The sequence below is a fragment of the Catellatospora tritici genome (assembly GCF_019083965.1).
Lineage (GTDB): Bacteria > Actinomycetota > Actinomycetes > Mycobacteriales > Micromonosporaceae > Catellatospora > Catellatospora tritici.
Genome location: NZ_JAHRCY010000024.1, coordinates 96508 through 112302, shown reverse-complemented (window position 1 = coordinate 112302; position 15795 = coordinate 96508). Strand labels below are relative to the sequence as shown.

Below are 15795 nucleotides of genomic sequence, written 5' to 3'. Positions count from 1 at the left end.
CGGGCCGGGCCGCGCCGGGCCGGGCCGGGCCGCGCCCCGCTGCGCGGGCGGGCGGGCGGGAACGTGCAGTTTCGGGGAAACTGCACGAAAGCGCGCCAAGATTCGCGCACTTTCCCTGAAACTGCGCGATCAGCGAGCGCGATGCTCGATGCGCTATGCGCTATGCGCTATGCGCTATGCGCGATCAGCGATCGGCGCCGTGGCGGCCGGCGAGGTACCAGCCGAGGGCGGCGCAGACGAGGAAGAGGAGGATCGCCTTCGGTGGTGGGACGAGGTCCGTGCCGGGGGCGATGGCCAGCGGGTCAGTCATTGGAGGGCTCGCGGCGGCGTTCGCCCCAGCCCATCACGATGGCGGCCACGAGCAGGGCGAGGCCCAGCAGGACCAGGCCCATGCCGAGGAACATGGACACGCTCATTGGGACATCGAGCTGCTGGTAGTAGTCCAGCAGTCCAGGCAGCTCCGCAATGTGGCTCATATCGGACGTAACGACCGTTACGCCCGATAGGGATCATCAGAACTCGCAGCCCACCAGCACCGGTTCTGGCCGCAGCGTCACACCGAACCGGTCGTGCACCCCGTCCCGGATCTCCGCCGCCAGCGCGAGCAGGTCCGCGGTGAGACCACCGCCCGGGTGGGTCAGCGCGAGCGCGTGCTTCGACGAGATCGCCACCGGCCCGCGCCGGTACCCCTTGCCGAACCCGGCCTGCTCGATCAGCCACGCGGCGCTGAGCTTCACCACCCCGTCAGCCCCGGGCCAGGCCGGCGGCTCCAGCTCACCGGCGCGTTCGCGCAGCCGCTCGTACGCCTCCGCGCTGAGGATCGGGTTGACGAAGAACGACCCTACCGAGCGGGTGTCCGGGTCGGTCGGGTCGAGCACCATGCCCTTGCTCCGACGCAGCTCCAGCACCGCCTCGCGCACCTTGTCCAGCGGCGCCCGCTCGCCCAGCTCCACCCCGAGCACCCGGGCCAGCTCCGCGTACGCCACCGGCCCGGACAGGCCGTCCTGGCGCAGCCGGAACACCACGTCCAGCACCACCCAGCGGTCGGTGTACTTGAACACGCTGTTGCGGAACTCGAACCGGCACTCCTCGGGCGTGAACTGCCGGATCTCGCCCTCGGTACGGTCGTAGACCGTCACCGACTCGACGGTCTGCGACACGTCCTGCCCGTACGCGCCGACGTTCTGGATCGGCGTGGAGCCAGCGGCGCCGGGCACGCCCGACATCGCCTCGATGCCGGACCAGCCCGCGGCGACCGTCTGCGCCACCGCGTCGTCCCACGGATGACCGGCCGCCATCCGCACCGACACGCTGTCGCCGTCGCGGCCGGTCACGCTCACCCCGGACGAGCGGATCAACACCACGGTGCCCGGGAACCCGGCGTCACTGACGACCACGTTGCTGCCCCCGGCCAGCAGCAGCACCGGCTCGCCGGCGCGGCCCGCGTCGCGTACAGCCGCCACGATGTCGTCCGAGCTACCTGCCGTGACCAGCTTGTCGGCCGGACCGCCCAGTCCCAGGGTGGTCAGGTCGGCGAGGGCGTGGCGGGCGAGACTATTGTCAGACACGTCACCACATTAGTGCGGCCACGGACGCCGAGGTCGCGAGAGCGCCCAACGTCACCTACGACGTCGTGCGGCGACCTGGTGCGGTGCGCTGGACCCGGCGGAAGCGGACAGGATGAGGACGGCGGCATGAGGGCGCACGGCACCAAGGAGTTCTGGCTCGACTCGCTGCGCGCGGACGCGGCGGCTTTCCGTACGGTGGCGGCCGAGGCCGACCTGACCGCGATCGTGCCCACCTGTCCGGACTGGACCGTACTGGACCTGGTGCACCACCTCGGCGGCGTCTACCGCTGGGTCCGCGGCTTCGCCGGGCGGGGTGTCACCACCGCCCCCGACCAGGCGTCGCGCCGCCACGACTACCCGGGCGCCGAGGCCACCCTGGCGTGGTTCGACGACGAGTTCAAGGCGCTGCTGGAGCTGCTGGAGGCGATCGACCCGCAGATGCCGGCGTACAACTGGGCGCCGCAGCCGAAGGTCGCGGGCTTCTGGCACCGCCGGATGGCCCAGGAGACCGCCGTGCACCGCTGGGACATCCAGATGTCGCAGGGCCTGGCCGAGCCGATCGAGGACCGCCTGGCCGCCGACGGCGTCACCGAGGTGCTGGACAGCCTCATCCCGGCGGGGCGCCGCACCGGCCCCACCGACCGGTACGGCGTGGTCCAGCTCGTCGCCGACGACGAGCACCGCCAGGAGTGGTTCGTCCGGCTGCGCGGCGAGGGCATCGCCCTGCTCGACACCGACACCCTGCTCGACGCCGACGGCCCCGACACCCGCGTGGTCGCCGTCGGCCCGGCCAGCGACCTGCAGCTGGCGCTGTGGGGCCGGATCGGCTTCGACAGCCTGGACGTCAGCGGCGACGAGTCGCTGCTGGCCGCGCTGCGAGTCGGCTGAGCGGCGGCGGTCATATGCCCAGACCGACCCTCGAACAGGTGGCCCAGCGGGCAGGGGTTTCCCGCGCGACGGTGTCGCGCGTGGTGAACGGTTCGCCGACCGTCGCCGAGTCGATCCGCGCCGCCGTCCAGCGCGCCGTCGACGAACTCGGCTACGTGCCCAACCAGGCCGCCCGCAGCCTGGTCACCCAGCGCACCGACTCGTACGCGCTGGTGCTGCCGGAGAGCCCGTCGCGCGTCTTCTCCGACGACCAGTTCTTCCCCGGCATCATCCGGGGCGTCAGCCAGGAACTCGACGCCGCCGACAAGCAGCTGGTGCTGATGGTGGCCGGGTCGGCGGCCAGCCACGACCGGATCGAGCGCTACGCCATGGCCCGCCACATCGACGGCGTGCTGATCGCGTCGATGCACGGCGCCGACCCGCTGCCGGGGCAGCTGGCCCGGATGGGCATCCCGGTGCTGTGCGGCGGTCGACCGCTGGGTCAGGTGCGGGTGCCGTACGTCGAGGTCGACAACGTCAACGGGGCCCGGCTGGCGGTGCGGCACCTGCTGGAGACCGGTCGCAACCGGATCGCCACCATCGCCGGCCCGCAGGACATGGTCGCGGGCATCGACCGGCTCACCGGGTACCGCGAGGAGCTGCGCGGCTCCGACCGGCGCTCGATCGTGGCCGTCGGCGACTTCACCCGCGACTCGGGGACCGTCGCCATGCGGCAGCTGCTGGAGGACGACCCGGATCTGGACGCGGTCTTCGTCGCCTCCGACCTGATGGCGCACGGGGCGTTGCAGGCGCTGCAGGCGGCGGGGCGGCGGGTGCCCGAAGACGTGGCGGTGATCGGGTTCGACGACATCGCGCTGGCCCGGTACACCGAGCCGCCGCTGACCACGGTCCGCCAGCCGATCGTCGGCCAGGGCCGGGAGATGGCCCGCCAGCTGCTGCGCCTGGCGGCGGGCGAGACCATCGCCGACAGCGTCATCCTCCCCACCGAACTGGTCATCCGCGGCACGGCGTAGCCGGCGCCCGCCTCCACGGGCGCGGGCTTCCGTCCCTGAAGCCGGTCTGTGGGCGCGGTCCTAACGCAGACGGATGACGGCGAGGATCGGGAAGTGGTCCGACGCCGTCACCTGGTTCAGTACCGCGAAGTCGAGGAACGCGACCTGCGGCGAGCCGAAGAGCCAGTCGACCCGGTTGGTCGGCACGTCGGTCGGCGAGGTCCACTCGTCGCTGTGCCCGGTGGCGTCCTGCGCCGACACCCAACCCGACCCCACGAACCTGTCCCGCTCGGACCAGCTCGGCCAGAAGTTGAAGTCGCCCGCGATCACCGTGGGTCGGGACGGGTCGACGCGACTCAGGATCGCGTCGATCTGGGCCAGCCGGGTCGGCGTGTTCGGCTTGCGGTGCGTCAGGTGCGCGGTGAACACGTCCAGGCTGAGCCCGCTGTCCAGGGTCACCGACGCCTTGAGCACGGAACGCCACATCGGCCCCTGGCCGTACGGCAGGCGCGCGTAGCGGACGTCGCGCACCGGTAGCCGCGTCAGTAGCAGGTTGCCGAACTGGCCGTCGGCCGCCGGGGACCAGTAGTAGCGCATGTTGAGCTCGCGGGACAGGTATTCGGCCACGTCCACCCCGCCGCCGATGGCCCAGCCACGGCTCACCTCCTGCAGCAGCACCACGTCCGGGTAGGAGGCGCGGATCGCGGCGGCGAGCTGCCGGGGGTCGGCCGCGCCGCTGGCGTCGTCCCGGCCGTACTTGATGTTCCAGCTCATGACACGCAGGCCGAGCGCAGGCCGGGCCTGCTGGGGCGGCGGCGGCTGGGTGATGTGCATCAGCGCCGGTACGGCCATCGCCAGCGCCATCGACAACCCGATCAGGGACGGCGGCGCGACGATGCCGCGCACGTCGACGCGCCAGGGGCCGCCGGGGTGGCCCGGTCGCCGCCCCATCCCGCCGAGGCCGACCAGCACGCCCAGCCCGAGCAGCAGCCACCGGTTGTCGAACGGCAGCGGCATGTCGTAGTGCACCTGGAACAGCAGCACGGGCAGCACCCAGATCAGGCCGTACGCCCAGGTGAAACGGGTCGAGGGCGACGCCAGCCCGCGCGCGACGGCGACCGTGGCCGACAACTGCGCCAGCACCACGCCGACCAGCGCCAGCCACCCGGTGGTCCACCACGCCAGCGCAAGACCGCCGGTCAGACCGGCCAGCGCGGCCGACCCGGCGATCCAGTGATCGGGTTCGGGGATGGCGTCCGTGCCGCCCGCCAGGGTCAGTCGGCGTACCAGCTCGACCGCGTTGAGCAGCAGAAACAGCGAGATGGCGACGCACAGCTGCAGCGCCACGCCCGACTGCGACGCCACGAACGCCGGGTTGCCGACGGTAGTCGTCCAGACCGCCAGGTAGCCGCCCAGGACCCAGGTGCGGCCGGTGCCGTCCATGGGGGCGAGCCGGTCCCGGACCACGAACGACAGCAGGACCACGACGGCCAGCCCCACGGTCAGCACCACCAGCGCCGTCGTCGGGATCCAGCCCGCGTCCTCGGGGCTCCAGATCGGGTCGAGGGTGACCGTGGCGGAGCGAACCATCAGGTCCAGGCCGCCACCGGCGAGTAGTCCGATGGTGACGCCCACGGGGTCGCCGAAGCAGCGGGCCGCCAGCCCGAGCGAGGCCAGCCCGAACACGGCGGCCGCCGCGACGACCAGCAGGCCGGGCCGGTCGGCCCACAGTGCCAGCGCCCACAGCAGCGCGAACAGCGAGGTGGACGTGGCGAGCGCGTACCCGCCTGCGAGCTGAGGTCGCCCCTGCCCGGCACCGTCCCCGACCGGTTCGTCCGCGGCGCCACCCCGGGACCGCTCTTCCTCCGGCGTGTCCCCCGCGTCGGCACCCGATGCTCGCTCGTCCGAGAGGTCGGCGCCCGGTGCTTCGTCCCGCCTGCCTGCGGGGTCGGCACCCGGTGCTTTGTCACGCCCGCCCGTGCGGTCGGCACCCGGTGCTTCGTCCCGCCTGCCTGCGGGGTCGGCGCCTGGCTCTTCGTTCGTCAGCTGCTCACTACCGGTGCTTCCAGCCGGTTCGTCCGAGGGTCCACGATCCCGCGCGGAATCCGGCTCGGCGGACTTGTTCCGATCGTCGTGCGCTGTGGCGTCGGCGATGCGGGCGTCGATACGCGGCGTGGTGCTTCGGGCGGCCCCGAAGACGGTGTGCGTCTCGAAGGGTTGGGCTTCCGGCGGCGTCTCGTCGGCCCGTTCGGCCGCCCGACTGTCGGCCTGGTCGGCTGCCTGGTCGGCGGTTTCGGTGGCGGCGGTCGCCGGGTTCTGCGCGCGGCGCTGGTGTGGGAGCGCCACTTCCTGACCGGCGAGACCGTCGACGTCCCGACTGGCGGCGGATTTCGGCCCGGCGGCGTCCGACTGCGCGCTGTCCAGCGCGGTGCCGTCCGAGGCGGCCACATCCGAGGCGGCCACATCCGAGGCGGCCACATCCGAGGCGGCGATGGCCGAGGCGGAGGAGCGGCGGCGCAGGCGGGCCAGCACCCGCTGGACCAACGCGGGGGCTGGTTCGCGCCGGTACCTGCGGCCCAATACGTGCAGGATGATCCCGGGCACGGCGAAGACGCCCAAGGCGATCAGGGCGGCGTTCACGATGCCGACCGGGCCCGCGACCTGGTCGAGCAGGGGGCCGCTGGCCCGTAGCAGCTGCACTGTCACGGCGAACAGCAGCGCGACGACAGCGATCGTGGTACGGCGCATGGCCGCAGAGGCTAGCGCCTACCCCCGCCGCCCCGACACCGGGCACCCGGCCGAACCTCCGCCGAACCCGGCCAGTCAACCCCCACACCCCCGCCGCCAGGCGTTAAGAGGGGCCCCTTCCACCTCGGAATGCGATAAGAAGGGGCCCTTCCTTGACCTACTGGGTGGGGAGGTTGAGGGAGCGGCGGGCCAGCAGGGTGCCGCCGGCCACGGCGGCGGGCATCAGCAGCACCGCGCCCAGCGGAATCAGGAACGTGCAGAACACCGCCACCCCGAACCCGAGCGCCGCGGCCCGGTCCTGGCGCAGCGCGCGGCGCCGGTCGGGCAGGCGCAGGCCACGCCGGTTGTACGCCACCCCGACCAGTTCCAGCGCCAGGAACCAGCCACCCACGAACGCGCCGATCACCGGCACCACGGTCTGCCCCACGAACGGGATGAACCCGCCCGCGAACAGCGGGATGGCGATCAGCACCGACACCAGCAGCAGCCGCAGCGCGTCCACCAGGCTGCGCCGCAGCTCCAGGTACCAGGGCAGGTCGACGGCGTTGGGCACGCCACCGAGGCTGTCCTCGATCGATGCGGCGATCTTCTCGTAGAACGGGTCGCCGATCAGCAACGTCACCGCCGTGTACGACAGCACCGCGACCAGTCCGGACGCCCCGACGACCGCGATACCGGCGAAGAGCCGTGCCGTCTCGCGCCCGGCCTCGGACCAGTCACGGGCGAACCAGGTGACGGTGTCGGTGATCTCGCCCATGAAGTAGAACAGCAGCGCGAACAGACCCGTGAACAGCAGCAGGCTCAGCACCGCCGGAATGAGTCCCAGCAGGATGAGCCGGGGGCTGCGGGCATACCGGGCGAGGCCGCGTCCGTAGAGGCGGATGCCGGTGAAGAAGTTCGAGATGCTCTGACCTGCCACGCCTGGCGAGCCTAGTGGCAGCGTCACCCGTTGAGGAAGGACGAGATTCGTTCGCGCAGGTCAGCACGTTCGTGCCAGAGCACGGCCGGTCGATTGTAGATGTGCAGCGAAACGTCGGGCAGCACGGCGGCCAGTTCCTCGGCGACCGAGGCCGGATGCAGGTCGTCGCCGATGCAGCCGATGACCAGCGCCTGGGCGCTGACGTCACGCAGCAGGTTGACGTCGGGCACCGCGACCTGGTCGGGCAGGGTGAGCAGGCCACTGCTCAGCCCGGTGTTCATCAGGGTGCTGAGCCGCTGCCGCACATACGCCCAGCCGGAGGCGCCGTTGCGGGCCGACGGCGGGATCTCCTCGACCACGGCATTGGCGACGGTCGGCAGGTCACCGCTGTTGATCGCTTCCAGCAGGTTGATCAGCCGCTTGCGGGCCGCGTCTGGCCGGGGCCGGTCGAGCACCGCGGGCAGGAAGAAGACGACCTTCTCGAACCGGTCGGGGGTCTCGGCGAGCAGGCGGCACAGCGCGCCGGCGCCGAGGCTGACCCCCAGCGCCCGGGTGGCGCCCGTCATGTCGGAGATCGCGCGCAGATCACGGGCCAGGTCGCCGTAGTCCCAGGCACCGCGCGGGGAGCTGGACTCGCCGTGGCCGCGGAACTGGAAGAAGACGCGCTTGCCGCCGACGGCGCTGCCCAGCGGGCGGGTCTCGGCGATGCCGTGGCCCAGGCCGTGCGCGAACACCGTCACCGGCGTGCCGACGCCGGTGATCAGCCGCTCCAGCTGCACGCCGTGCGGGGTGTCGACGATCTCGGTCGGCAACGCGGGCGGAGCCGGACGGCCGGTGTTCGGGGCAGAGTTGCGCGGCTTGCCCAGACGACGGGGGAATCCGTCCGGCGGAGGCGGCCAGCGCAGATCATTTATCACCGATGGTCACCATGGTCCTTCTATCGCTTCCCGCAGTCCGCGCCGGATCTCGAGCAGATAGAAGGCGGCCACGAAGGCGGCTATCCAGGAGAGAAAGCCCATCTGCGGCCTCGCCAGCAACGACTGCCAGACCATGATCAGCGCAGCGAAGCCGACGATCAGCAGCCAGATCGCCTTCTGCAGGGTGCCGATGGCGACGAACGCGTCGGCGCGGCGAAACGCACAGTCCACGAACGCCCAGATCAGCAGCAGTGTGACCGCGTAGACGAGGACTTTGTCGATCACGTATTCCGCCGCGAAGGCGAAGGGCATGGCAGCGACCATGGGTCACAGCTTAGAACGCGCGGGCCGTGCAGCCCACCTGAGACATGGCGCCCGCACCCGCGGGCGCCATGTCCGCGCGTCACTTCGCCTTGGGCGTGGTGCGCTTGGCGGCGGGCTTGGCGGCCGGCGGCACGTCCTCGGCGACGGTCTCGCCCGCGTCCGCCTCGGCGGCCTTCGGCGCGGTCGGCTGCTGGGTGAACGCCTGCTCGCCCCGGGCGACCAGGGTGTCGTAGAACTTGGTGGCCTTCTCGGCGGCCTGCTGGGTGCCCGAGACGATGCTGTCGCGGATCACGACCGGGTCGACCTTGCCGGTCAGCTCGGCGGCCTTGCTGGTGGCCAGCGCACCGTACTCGTTGGCCTTGGCCTTCCACTGCGGGCCGGAGGTGTTGGCGGCGCGGTCGGCGAGCTCGGCAGCCTTGTCGCGCAGCCGGTCGGCCACCTCGGGCAGCTTGCGCAGCTGCTCGTAGGCGATGTCGCCGACGCCGGCGGCGGCGTAGAACGCGCTCGGGTAGCTGCGCTCGTCCTTCTTGCTCGTCGTCTGGGTCATGGTCACTGCTCCTCCTGTGCCTTCTTGCGCCCGGACTTCTTCCCGACCGCCTTCTTCGCCGCCGGCGGTGCCGGTTCCTGTGGCGGTGCAGGCTGCTGCGATGCAGGCTGCTTCGCCGTGGCCTCGGCGGGCGGCGTGGTCTCGGGCGCGGGGTCGTCGGTGCGGGCGTTCTCGCGTACGAACGTGTCGTAGATCTGCGTCAGCGACTGCTTCTGGGCGACGGTCAGCAGCGGGTCGGCCGCGATCGCGGTCGGCACGCTGTGCCCGTCATGGTCGGAGCCGAGCAGCCCGGCTTTGAGGTACATGACCGGGGTGGAGACCCGCAGCGCCGCCGCGAGCTGGGCCAGGACCTCGGCGGACGGCTTGCGCAGGCCGCGTTCGATCTGGCTCAGGTACGGGTTGCTGATGTTCGCCTGCTCGGCGAGCTGGCGCAGGGAGATGCGGGCGTTCTCCCGCAAGTCCTTGATGAAGGCGCCGATGTCGGGACTCTGCACGCACCCCAACCTACCCAGCGGTGCTAACACTTGCAAGCATAATGCTTGCAAGTGTTAGCGACTCACGCCACACCGGGTCCATTTTCGGGGAAAGTGCCGGAATCTTGGCTCGAATTCGTGCAGTTTCCCCGAAAGTGCGACAACCCGTGAGGGGTTTGGGTTACCAGGTCGCGTGGAGGGCGCCGACGCGGCGGCCGCCGCCCAGGAGGGTGGGCTCGGCGAGGGTGGGCAGGTCGGGCGTGATGGCGAGGCGACGCAGGGCCGACAGCATGACGGGGCCGCGGGCGCGGGCCGCGCCGTCGTCGATCTTCAGGGCGACCGCACCGACGCCCGGGATCGCCGCCGCCCAGACGCCCTCGGCGCCCACCTTGCAGAGCAAGCCCGGGACGGCGCGCATGAGCTGGGCGTCCTCGCGGTTGGTGCCGCTGACCAGTTCCGGGTAGGCGCGCATGGCGTCGGCGACGGTCCGCTCCAGCGAGCCGGGCACGCCCTCGGCGATGCGGTGGAACGCGGTGGCCAGGCCGGTCAGCGAGGTGGCGAGCACCGGCGCGCCGCAGCCGTCGACACCGGTCGCGGCGGCCGACTCACCGGCGAACTCCTCGATGGTGGCCGACAGGCGCTGCTGCAGCGGGTGGTCGGCCTGGTAGTAGTCCTCGGTGTTCCAGCCGGCGGCGACGCAGGTGAGCAGCATGCCGGAGTGCTTGCCGGAGCAGTTCATGAAGATCCGCTGCTTGACGCCGGCGACGGCGAGCTTGGCGTCGTCGTCCAGGGGCAGGTCGGGCGGGCAGCGCAGGGCCGCCTCGGTGAGCCCGCCGCTGCGCAGCAGCGCCCGTACCCGGGCGATGTGGAAGTCCTCGCCGTAGTGGCTGGCGCAGACCAGCGCCAGGTCGGCCTGGTCGGCCAGGCGCAGCCCGGCCCGCAGCATGCCGATGGCCTGCATGGGCTTGTTGGACGAGCGCGCGAAGATCGGCCCGGTGACATCACCCGCCGTGGCGACCGGGGTGCCGGACGCGTCCAGCACGATCACGGAGCCGCGGTGGCTCCCCTCGACGAATCCGCTGCGTTCGACCTCGACGAGGGCCACGCCGCCCTCATAAAGCTTGCCCATGGTAAGGAACGGTACCGGGCTTTCACATTTCAGCTCACGCGGATGCCCAGGAGGTTGCGTGCCTCACCCGAGGTCAGCGGCGGCCGCTGGGCAAGCCGGGCGAATGCCGCGGCACGGGCGACGAGCTGGGCGTTGGACTCCACCGGCTGGCCCTTGGCGTACGTGACGGTGTCCTCCATGCCGACGCGCAGGTGGCCGCCCGCGCCGAGCGAGGTGAGCAGCACCGGCAGGGTGGCCCGGCCGATGCCGGTGGCCGAGAAGGTGGTGCCCTCGGGCAGCTCGCGCAGGGCCTGCTGGCAGGCGACCAGGGCGGCGGCGGTGCCGGGCATGCCACCGGGGACGCCCATGACGAAGTCGACGTGGACGTGGCCGCCGGCGGGCAGGCCGTACTTGTCGAGCAGGCGGGACAGCGACCACAGGTGACCCAGGTCGAAGATCTCGTACTCGGGGACGATGCCGCGTTCCTGCATGCGGGTGTGCAGGTCGACGATGAACTCCCAGCGGTTGAGGAACACGTCCTCGCCGAAGTTGACCGTGCCCATGGTGCAGCTGGCCATGTCCGGGGCCGCGTCGAGCACGGCCAGGCGCGCGGACTCGGGGTCGTGCACCGAGCCGCCGCTGGACAGCTGCACGATCAGGTCGGTGCTCGCGCGCAGCGCGGCGACGGTGTCCCGCAGGCGAGCGGGGTCGAGGCTGGGCTGGGCGTTCTCGTCACGGATGTGCACGTGCACCACGCTCGCCCCGACCGCCTCGCACTCCTTGGCGGTGGCGACCAGTTCGTCCAGCGTCACCGGCAGCGCGGGGACGTCAGCCTTGGCGGACTCGGCGCCCGTGGGCGCCACGGTGATCAGGGTGCCGTTGCTCATGGGCGCATCTTTCCACAAGACCTTCAGTCAGGGTCAATAGCCGCCGTAGATTCTCCGGCCGACAGGGGGGTCTCACCGGAGATATTGCGTTTCATGACCGCCAGCGCGATCGGCCCGAGTTCGCCGTGGCGGGCGGCCGTGCCGACGAATCCGACGGTACGCCCGTCGGCGGTCACCTCGGTCCCCTTCGCGGGCAGTTCGTCGGTGCCGATGCCGTCCAGGTGCAGCAGCCGCAGCGCCCGGGGCGGCCGCCCCAGGTGGTGCACCCGGGCCACCGTCTCCTGGCCCCGGTAGCAGCCCTTCTCCAGGTGCACCGCGACGGCGGTCAGGTCGACCTCCGACGGCAGCGTCCGATGGTCGGTGTCGACGCCGACCCGAGCCTGCTTCGCCGCCGCCCGCACCGCCTCGTACGCCCAGAGCCCGGCCCGGGGCAGGTCCAGTTCCGCCAGGGTCTGCTCGGCGGTGGCGGCGGGCAGCAGCAGGTCCACAACCGGGATGTCGCCGAGGGCGTGGCGCCGCAGAAAACCGCCGCCTGGCAGCGGGCACAGGCCGTACACGCTGGTGGGGCGGGGTGGGACGGACCCGGTGTGGAACTTGGCCTCGGGCACCGGCAGCACGTCCGGCTCGGCCGGGACCGCCACGCCGAGCCTGCCCACGGCCGCGAGGGCCCCGGGCCCGACCACGCTGTACAGCACCAGGTCGGCGGGTTTGATCTCCACCTGGGTGAAGAAGCGCATCTTGGTGAGGAACGCGACCAGATCGTCGACCGTGCCCGGCTCCACGTCGACCCAGAGCGTGCCGTCGAGCTCGGCCAGCCACAGCTCGTGCTCGATGTGGCCGTGCGGCGACAGCACCAGGGTGCGGGTGCCCTGCCCGTCGGCCAGCGAGGTCAGGTGCTGCGTGGTCAGGTTGTGCAGGAAGGTCAGCCGCTCCGGGCCGGTCAGCGCCAGCACGCCGCGGTGCGAGCGGTCCACGATCGCCGCGCCGGTGAGCAGGGTGCGCTGCTCGCGCAGCGGGTCGCCGTGGTGCGCCGCGACGGGCGCGTCGGGCGAGGTCGGGTCGAGCTGACCGACGGTGGTCGGGGTGCCCATCACGCACATCCTCCGCACAGCCCGAACAGGGCCACGTGTCCCAGGTCCATCCGGAAGCCGCGCTGGGCCAGCAGTCGCTCGGCCAGCGGGGCCAGCTCGGACTGCTCCAGCTCGGTCACGGTCTCGCAGTTGCGGCACACCAGATGCACGTGCCTGCTGGTCGCCGCGTCGTGGTACGTCGGGGCGCCGTGCGACAGGTGCACGTGCGTGACCAGGCCCAGCTCCTCCAGCAGCTCCAGCGTGCGGTACACGGTGGTGATGTTGACGCCCGCGTTGACCTCGTTGACGGCGGCGTGCACCTGCTCGGGGGTGGCGTGCTCGAGCTGGCGCACCGCGTCGAGGACGAGCTGGCGCTGAGGGGTGAGGCGCAGGCCGCGATCGCGCAACAGGTTCGCGAGTTCGGCGGAGCCACGGTCCGGCATCGTCCGATCATAGTTCGCGGGTGGGCGTAGCATTCCGGCCTGTGGCAGAGCCTGTGTTGGTAGTGCTGGGCCGGGGCGTGGTGCCGGCCGACACCCCCGTCCTACGCGCCGATGATCTCGGAGTGCTGCGCGGTGACGGCATCTTCGAGACGATGCACGTACGCGACGGCGCCGACGGGCGGCCACACCCGTGGCTGCTCGACGAGCACCTGGCCCGCATGGCTCGTTCGGCCGCACGGATGGACCTGGCCCTGCCCGAGGCGGCGGTCCTACGGGAGCTGGCCGAGCAGGCCTGCGCGCAGTGGCCCACCGGAACCGAGGGTGCGGTGCGGCTGGTCTGCACGCGCGGCGCCGAGTCGGCCGCCGCCACGGGCGGCCCGGTGACGTGCTTCGCCACGGTCAACCCACTCGGACCGTCGTCGCTGGCCGCGCGCCGCGACGGGGTCGCGATCGCGGCCCTGACGCTGGGCTTCCCGGCCGCCGCGCGCACTCCGGCGCCCTGGCTGCTCGGCGGGGTCAAGTCGCTGTCGTACGCGGTGAACATGGCCTCACTGCGCTGGGCCGCCGCGCACGGTGTCGACGACGTGCTGTGGGTGTCGGAGGACGGGTTCGCCCTGGAGGCGCCGACGTCCACGCTGGTCTGGCTGGAGGGCGACACGCTGTTCACGGTGCCCGTCGCGGCCACCGGCATCCTGCCCGGCACCACCGCCGCACACCTGCTGGCCACCGCCGGTGAGCTGGGGTTCTCCTCCGCCGAGCGGATGGTCACCCCGTCGGAGCTGCGCGGCACCGACGGTGTGTGGCTGCTGTCGAGCGTGCGCGGCATCGCCGAGATCCGCAGTATCGACGACGACACCCTGCCCCCGTCGGCGCTGACCGGCAAGCTGCGCGAGCACCTGGGTTTCGTGGTCTGAATCGACCGGCGGTCCGGACTACTGAACGATCGATCAGGTGACGTAGGGTTCGGGGCATGACCTCGCACGCGTACCTCCTCGACGCGGTCCGGACCCCGTTCGGCCGCCACAAGGGCGGGCTGTCCGGCGTACGCGCCGACGACCTGGCCGCGGCGCCCCTGATCGCGCTGCTCAAACGCCATCCGGAGCTGGATCCGGCGCTCGTTGAGGACGTGATCCTCGGCGACGCCAACGGCGCGGGCGAGGACAACCGCAACGTGGCCCGGATGGCGGCGCTGCTGGCGGGCCTGCCGGTCACGGTGCCGGGGGTGACCGTCAACCGGCTGTGCGCGGCCGGGGCCGAGGCGATCGTGCAGGCGTCGCGAGCCGTACGCTCCGGCGACGCCGACCTGATCATGGCCGGTGGCGTGGAGAGCATGAGCCGGGCGCCGTTCGTCATGCCCAAGCCCGACGTGCCACCCACCGAAATGGTGGCAGGGGCGCTGCCCGCCGAGGCGAAGCTGTGGAACACCCAGCTCGGCTGGCGCATGGTCAACCCGAAGTTCTCCGACACCTGGACCGTGCCCCTGGGCGTCGCCGCCGAGCAGGTCGCCAACTCACTGGGCATCGGCCGTGAGCAGCAGGACGCCTGGGCGCTGCGCTCGCACCAGCGCGCCACCGCCGCCTGGGACAAGGGCACCTTCGACGGCCGGATCGTCGAGGTCGCCGGGGTGACCCGGGACGAGTCGGTCCGCCCGGACACCTCGCTGGAGGCGCTGGCGAAGCTCAAGCCCGCGTTCAGCCGCGACGGCGCGGTGACGGCGGGCAACTCCTCGCCCGTCAACGACGGCGCGAGCGCCGCCCTGGTCGGCTCCGAGGCCGCCGCGCGCCGCCTCGGTGTCCAGCCGCTCGGCCGCATCGTCGCCAGCGCCGTGGTCGGCGTCTCGCCCGAGCGTTTCTCGGTCGGCCCGGTGCCCGCGATCCGCGCGCTGCTGGCCAAGACCGGCCTGTCCGTCGGCGACATCGCGCTGTGGGAACTCAACGAGGCGTTCGCCGCGATGGTGCTGAGCTGCCTGCACGAGTTCCCCGAGCTGGACCGGGAGCTGGTCAACATCGACGGCGGCGCCATCGCGTACGGCCACCCACTCGGCGCCTCCGCCCCGCGCGTGCTGATCGACCTGTGCCACAGCCTGCGGCGGCGCGGTGGCGGCTACGGCATCGCCGCCGCCTGCATCGGCGTCGGCCAGGGACAGGCGGTGCTGGTCCATGTCGAGTGACGCGCCGACCGGCCCGGCCCGGCCGGAGGACCCGTTCTCGCTGCTCCCGCCCGAGCACCGGGAACGCTTCGTGACCCTGTCGCAGGAGTTCGCCGCCTCCGGTCGTGAACCCGCCGCACCCCGTGACGCCTCGACCGTGGTCCTGATCCGCCCCGACCGCACGGTGTTCCTGATGCGCCGGATGCGCAACCTGGCCTTCGGCGGCCTATGGACCTTTCCCGGCGGCGCGCTGGAACCGGGCGAGACCCCGGCCGAGGCGGCGGTCCGCGAGATCCTCGAAGAGACGGGGGTACGGCTGGAGCCGTCCGCTCTGGTCGCCTGGGATCGCTGGCTCACTCCCCTGTTCGAGCCCCGCCGCTACGACACCTGGTTCTTCCTTGCCGCGATGCCTGACGACCAGGAGGCGGCGCTGCCGGAGTTCGAGGCCGACCGGGTCCGCTGGCTCACCCCCGAACAGGCCCTGGCCGAGTTCGCGGCCGGTGAGCTGCCGATGATCCCACCGACCCTGGTCACCCTGCGCAGCCTGACCGCGCACGCAGCCGTGGCCGACATGCTCGCCAACCCCCGCGACGTCTCCTTGGCTTACATGCCGACCCTCTGACCCCGGCAGTCCCGGCCGCGGCAAGTGTGCCTGCGGCCGCCTTTGCTCTGCACCCACCCGCTTGCTCTGCACCCACCGACGCAAGCTCTGCACCCACCCGCTTGCTCTGCACCCACCCACTTGCTCTGCACCCACCCACT

The 15795-nt window shown here is 72.1% G+C and carries 18 protein-coding genes; 5 read left to right on the top strand and 13 right to left on the bottom strand.

Annotated features, from left to right (window positions below):
* Positions 1-184: 184 nt before the first annotated feature.
* The 3 genes from KUA19_RS44225 to KUA19_RS35425 are packed head-to-tail and all read right to left on the bottom strand — an operon-like array spanning position 185 to position 1568.
* Positions 185-310: a hypothetical protein gene (locus KUA19_RS44225; protein ID WP_302563470.1), complete on the bottom strand. Its 126-nt coding sequence runs from the start codon at positions 308-310 to the stop codon at positions 185-187.
* Complete coding sequence (locus KUA19_RS35430; protein ID WP_217403239.1) at positions 303-476, bottom strand: hypothetical protein; 174 nt, start codon at positions 474-476, stop codon at positions 303-305. Before KUA19_RS35430 ends, KUA19_RS44225 begins: the two co-directional genes overlap by 8 nt.
* A gap of 36 nt (positions 477-512) precedes the next feature.
* Complete coding sequence (locus KUA19_RS35425; protein ID WP_217403237.1) at positions 513-1568, bottom strand: UDP-N-acetylmuramate dehydrogenase; 1056 nt, start codon at positions 1566-1568, stop codon at positions 513-515.
* 126 nt (positions 1569-1694) lie between these two features.
* Here KUA19_RS35425 and KUA19_RS35420 point away from each other — a divergent pair, with 126 nt between their 5' ends.
* Together KUA19_RS35420 and KUA19_RS35415 are read left to right on the top strand one after the other, a co-directional pair.
* Positions 1695-2456, top strand: coding sequence for a maleylpyruvate isomerase family mycothiol-dependent enzyme (locus KUA19_RS35420; RefSeq protein ID WP_217403235.1), 762 nt, complete (start codon positions 1695-1697; stop codon positions 2454-2456).
* 14 nt (positions 2457-2470) lie between these two features.
* Positions 2471-3469 carry a LacI family DNA-binding transcriptional regulator gene (locus KUA19_RS35415; RefSeq protein WP_217403233.1) on the top strand — a complete coding sequence of 333 codons (999 nt, stop codon included), beginning with the start codon at positions 2471-2473 and terminating at the stop codon, positions 3467-3469.
* Between the two features lie 60 nt (positions 3470-3529).
* Here the strand turns inward: KUA19_RS35415 and KUA19_RS35410 are convergent, their stop codons facing one another.
* The 10 genes from KUA19_RS35410 to KUA19_RS35365 form a co-directional block, all read right to left on the bottom strand.
* On the bottom strand, positions 3530-6196 hold the full coding sequence (locus KUA19_RS35410; protein WP_217403231.1) for an endonuclease/exonuclease/phosphatase family protein: 2667 nt from the start codon (positions 6194-6196) through the stop codon (positions 3530-3532).
* A gap of 157 nt (positions 6197-6353) precedes the next feature.
* The gene (locus tag KUA19_RS35405; protein ID WP_308167830.1) at positions 6354-7115 is read right to left on the bottom strand and encodes an EI24 domain-containing protein; all 762 of its coding nucleotides are present in this window, start codon (positions 7113-7115) and stop codon (positions 6354-6356) included.
* A 23-nt stretch (positions 7116-7138) separates the two neighbouring features.
* Entirely contained in the window at positions 7139-8029 is an 891-nt protein-coding gene (locus tag KUA19_RS35400) for an alpha/beta fold hydrolase (protein ID WP_217403258.1), read from the bottom strand.
* Positions 8030-8038: 9 nt separating this feature from the next.
* Positions 8039-8356, bottom strand: coding sequence for a DUF2516 family protein (locus tag KUA19_RS35395; protein ID WP_217403229.1), 318 nt, complete (start codon positions 8354-8356; stop codon positions 8039-8041).
* Positions 8357-8435: 79 nt separating this feature from the next.
* Complete coding sequence (locus KUA19_RS35390) at positions 8436-8903, bottom strand: hypothetical protein (protein WP_217403228.1); 468 nt, start codon at positions 8901-8903, stop codon at positions 8436-8438.
* Between the two features lie 2 nt (positions 8904-8905).
* Complete coding sequence (locus KUA19_RS35385; protein WP_372451973.1) at positions 8906-9406, bottom strand: helix-turn-helix domain-containing protein; 501 nt, start codon at positions 9404-9406, stop codon at positions 8906-8908.
* A 151-nt stretch (positions 9407-9557) separates the two neighbouring features.
* Positions 9558-10505, bottom strand: coding sequence for an asparaginase (locus tag KUA19_RS35380; protein WP_217403226.1), 948 nt, complete (start codon positions 10503-10505; stop codon positions 9558-9560).
* Between the two features lie 29 nt (positions 10506-10534).
* Complete coding sequence (locus KUA19_RS35375; RefSeq protein ID WP_217403225.1) at positions 10535-11371, bottom strand: beta-keto acid cleavage family enzyme; 837 nt, start codon at positions 11369-11371, stop codon at positions 10535-10537.
* 23 nt (positions 11372-11394) lie between these two features.
* A complete protein-coding gene (gene ygfZ / locus KUA19_RS35370; protein ID WP_254550595.1) occupies positions 11395-12462 on the bottom strand; it encodes a CAF17-like 4Fe-4S cluster assembly/insertion protein YgfZ in 1068 nt (355 codons plus the stop codon).
* Entirely contained in the window at positions 12462-12884 is a 423-nt protein-coding gene (locus KUA19_RS35365) for a Fur family transcriptional regulator (RefSeq protein ID WP_217403221.1), read from the bottom strand. The genes ygfZ and KUA19_RS35365 overlap by 1 nt, the downstream gene beginning before the upstream one ends.
* A gap of 41 nt (positions 12885-12925) precedes the next feature.
* Between KUA19_RS35365 and KUA19_RS35360 the strand changes: the two genes are divergently transcribed.
* Genes KUA19_RS35360 through KUA19_RS35350 form a run of 3 tightly spaced genes read left to right on the top strand, consistent with a single transcriptional unit; the run spans position 12926 to position 15655 of the window.
* Positions 12926-13798: an aminotransferase class IV gene (locus KUA19_RS35360; protein WP_308167828.1), complete on the top strand. Its 873-nt coding sequence runs from the start codon at positions 12926-12928 to the stop codon at positions 13796-13798.
* 56 nt (positions 13799-13854) lie between these two features.
* On the top strand, positions 13855-15054 hold the full coding sequence (locus KUA19_RS35355) for a thiolase family protein (RefSeq protein WP_217403219.1): 1200 nt from the start codon (positions 13855-13857) through the stop codon (positions 15052-15054).
* A complete protein-coding gene (locus tag KUA19_RS35350; protein WP_217403217.1) occupies positions 15044-15655 on the top strand; it encodes an NUDIX hydrolase in 612 nt (203 codons plus the stop codon). Before KUA19_RS35355 ends, KUA19_RS35350 begins: the two co-directional genes overlap by 11 nt.
* The last annotated feature ends 140 nt before the right edge of the window (positions 15656-15795 follow it).

Bases quoted from the DNA above. Each gene is read 5' to 3' on its own strand.
- KUA19_RS44225 (WP_302563470.1), bottom strand. From the start codon at position 310: ATGACTGACCCGCTGGCCATCGCCCCCGGCACGGACCTCGTCCCACCA.
- KUA19_RS35430 (WP_217403239.1), bottom strand. From the start codon at position 476: ATGAGCCACATTGCGGAGCTGCCTGGACTGCTGGACTACTACCAGCAG.
- KUA19_RS35420 (WP_217403235.1), top strand. From the start codon at position 1,695: ATGAGGGCGCACGGCACCAAGGAGTTCTGGCTCGACTCGCTGCGCGCG.
- KUA19_RS35415 (WP_217403233.1), top strand. From the start codon at position 2,471: ATGCCCAGACCGACCCTCGAACAGGTGGCCCAGCGGGCAGGGGTTTCC.
- KUA19_RS35410 (WP_217403231.1), bottom strand. From the start codon at position 6,196: ATGCGCCGTACCACGATCGCTGTCGTCGCGCTGCTGTTCGCCGTGACA.
- KUA19_RS35395 (WP_217403229.1), bottom strand. From the start codon at position 8,356: ATGGTCGCTGCCATGCCCTTCGCCTTCGCGGCGGAATACGTGATCGAC.
- KUA19_RS35390 (WP_217403228.1), bottom strand. From the start codon at position 8,903: ATGACCCAGACGACGAGCAAGAAGGACGAGCGCAGCTACCCGAGCGCG.
- KUA19_RS35380 (WP_217403226.1), bottom strand. From the start codon at position 10,505: ATGGGCAAGCTTTATGAGGGCGGCGTGGCCCTCGTCGAGGTCGAACGC.
- KUA19_RS35375 (WP_217403225.1), bottom strand. From the start codon at position 11,371: ATGAGCAACGGCACCCTGATCACCGTGGCGCCCACGGGCGCCGAGTCC.
- ygfZ (WP_254550595.1), bottom strand. From the start codon at position 12,462: ATGGGCACCCCGACCACCGTCGGTCAGCTCGACCCGACCTCGCCCGAC.
- KUA19_RS35365 (WP_217403221.1), bottom strand. From the start codon at position 12,884: ATGCCGGACCGTGGCTCCGCCGAACTCGCGAACCTGTTGCGCGATCGC.
- KUA19_RS35355 (WP_217403219.1), top strand. From the start codon at position 13,855: ATGACCTCGCACGCGTACCTCCTCGACGCGGTCCGGACCCCGTTCGGC.
- KUA19_RS35350 (WP_217403217.1), top strand. From the start codon at position 15,044: ATGTCGAGTGACGCGCCGACCGGCCCGGCCCGGCCGGAGGACCCGTTC.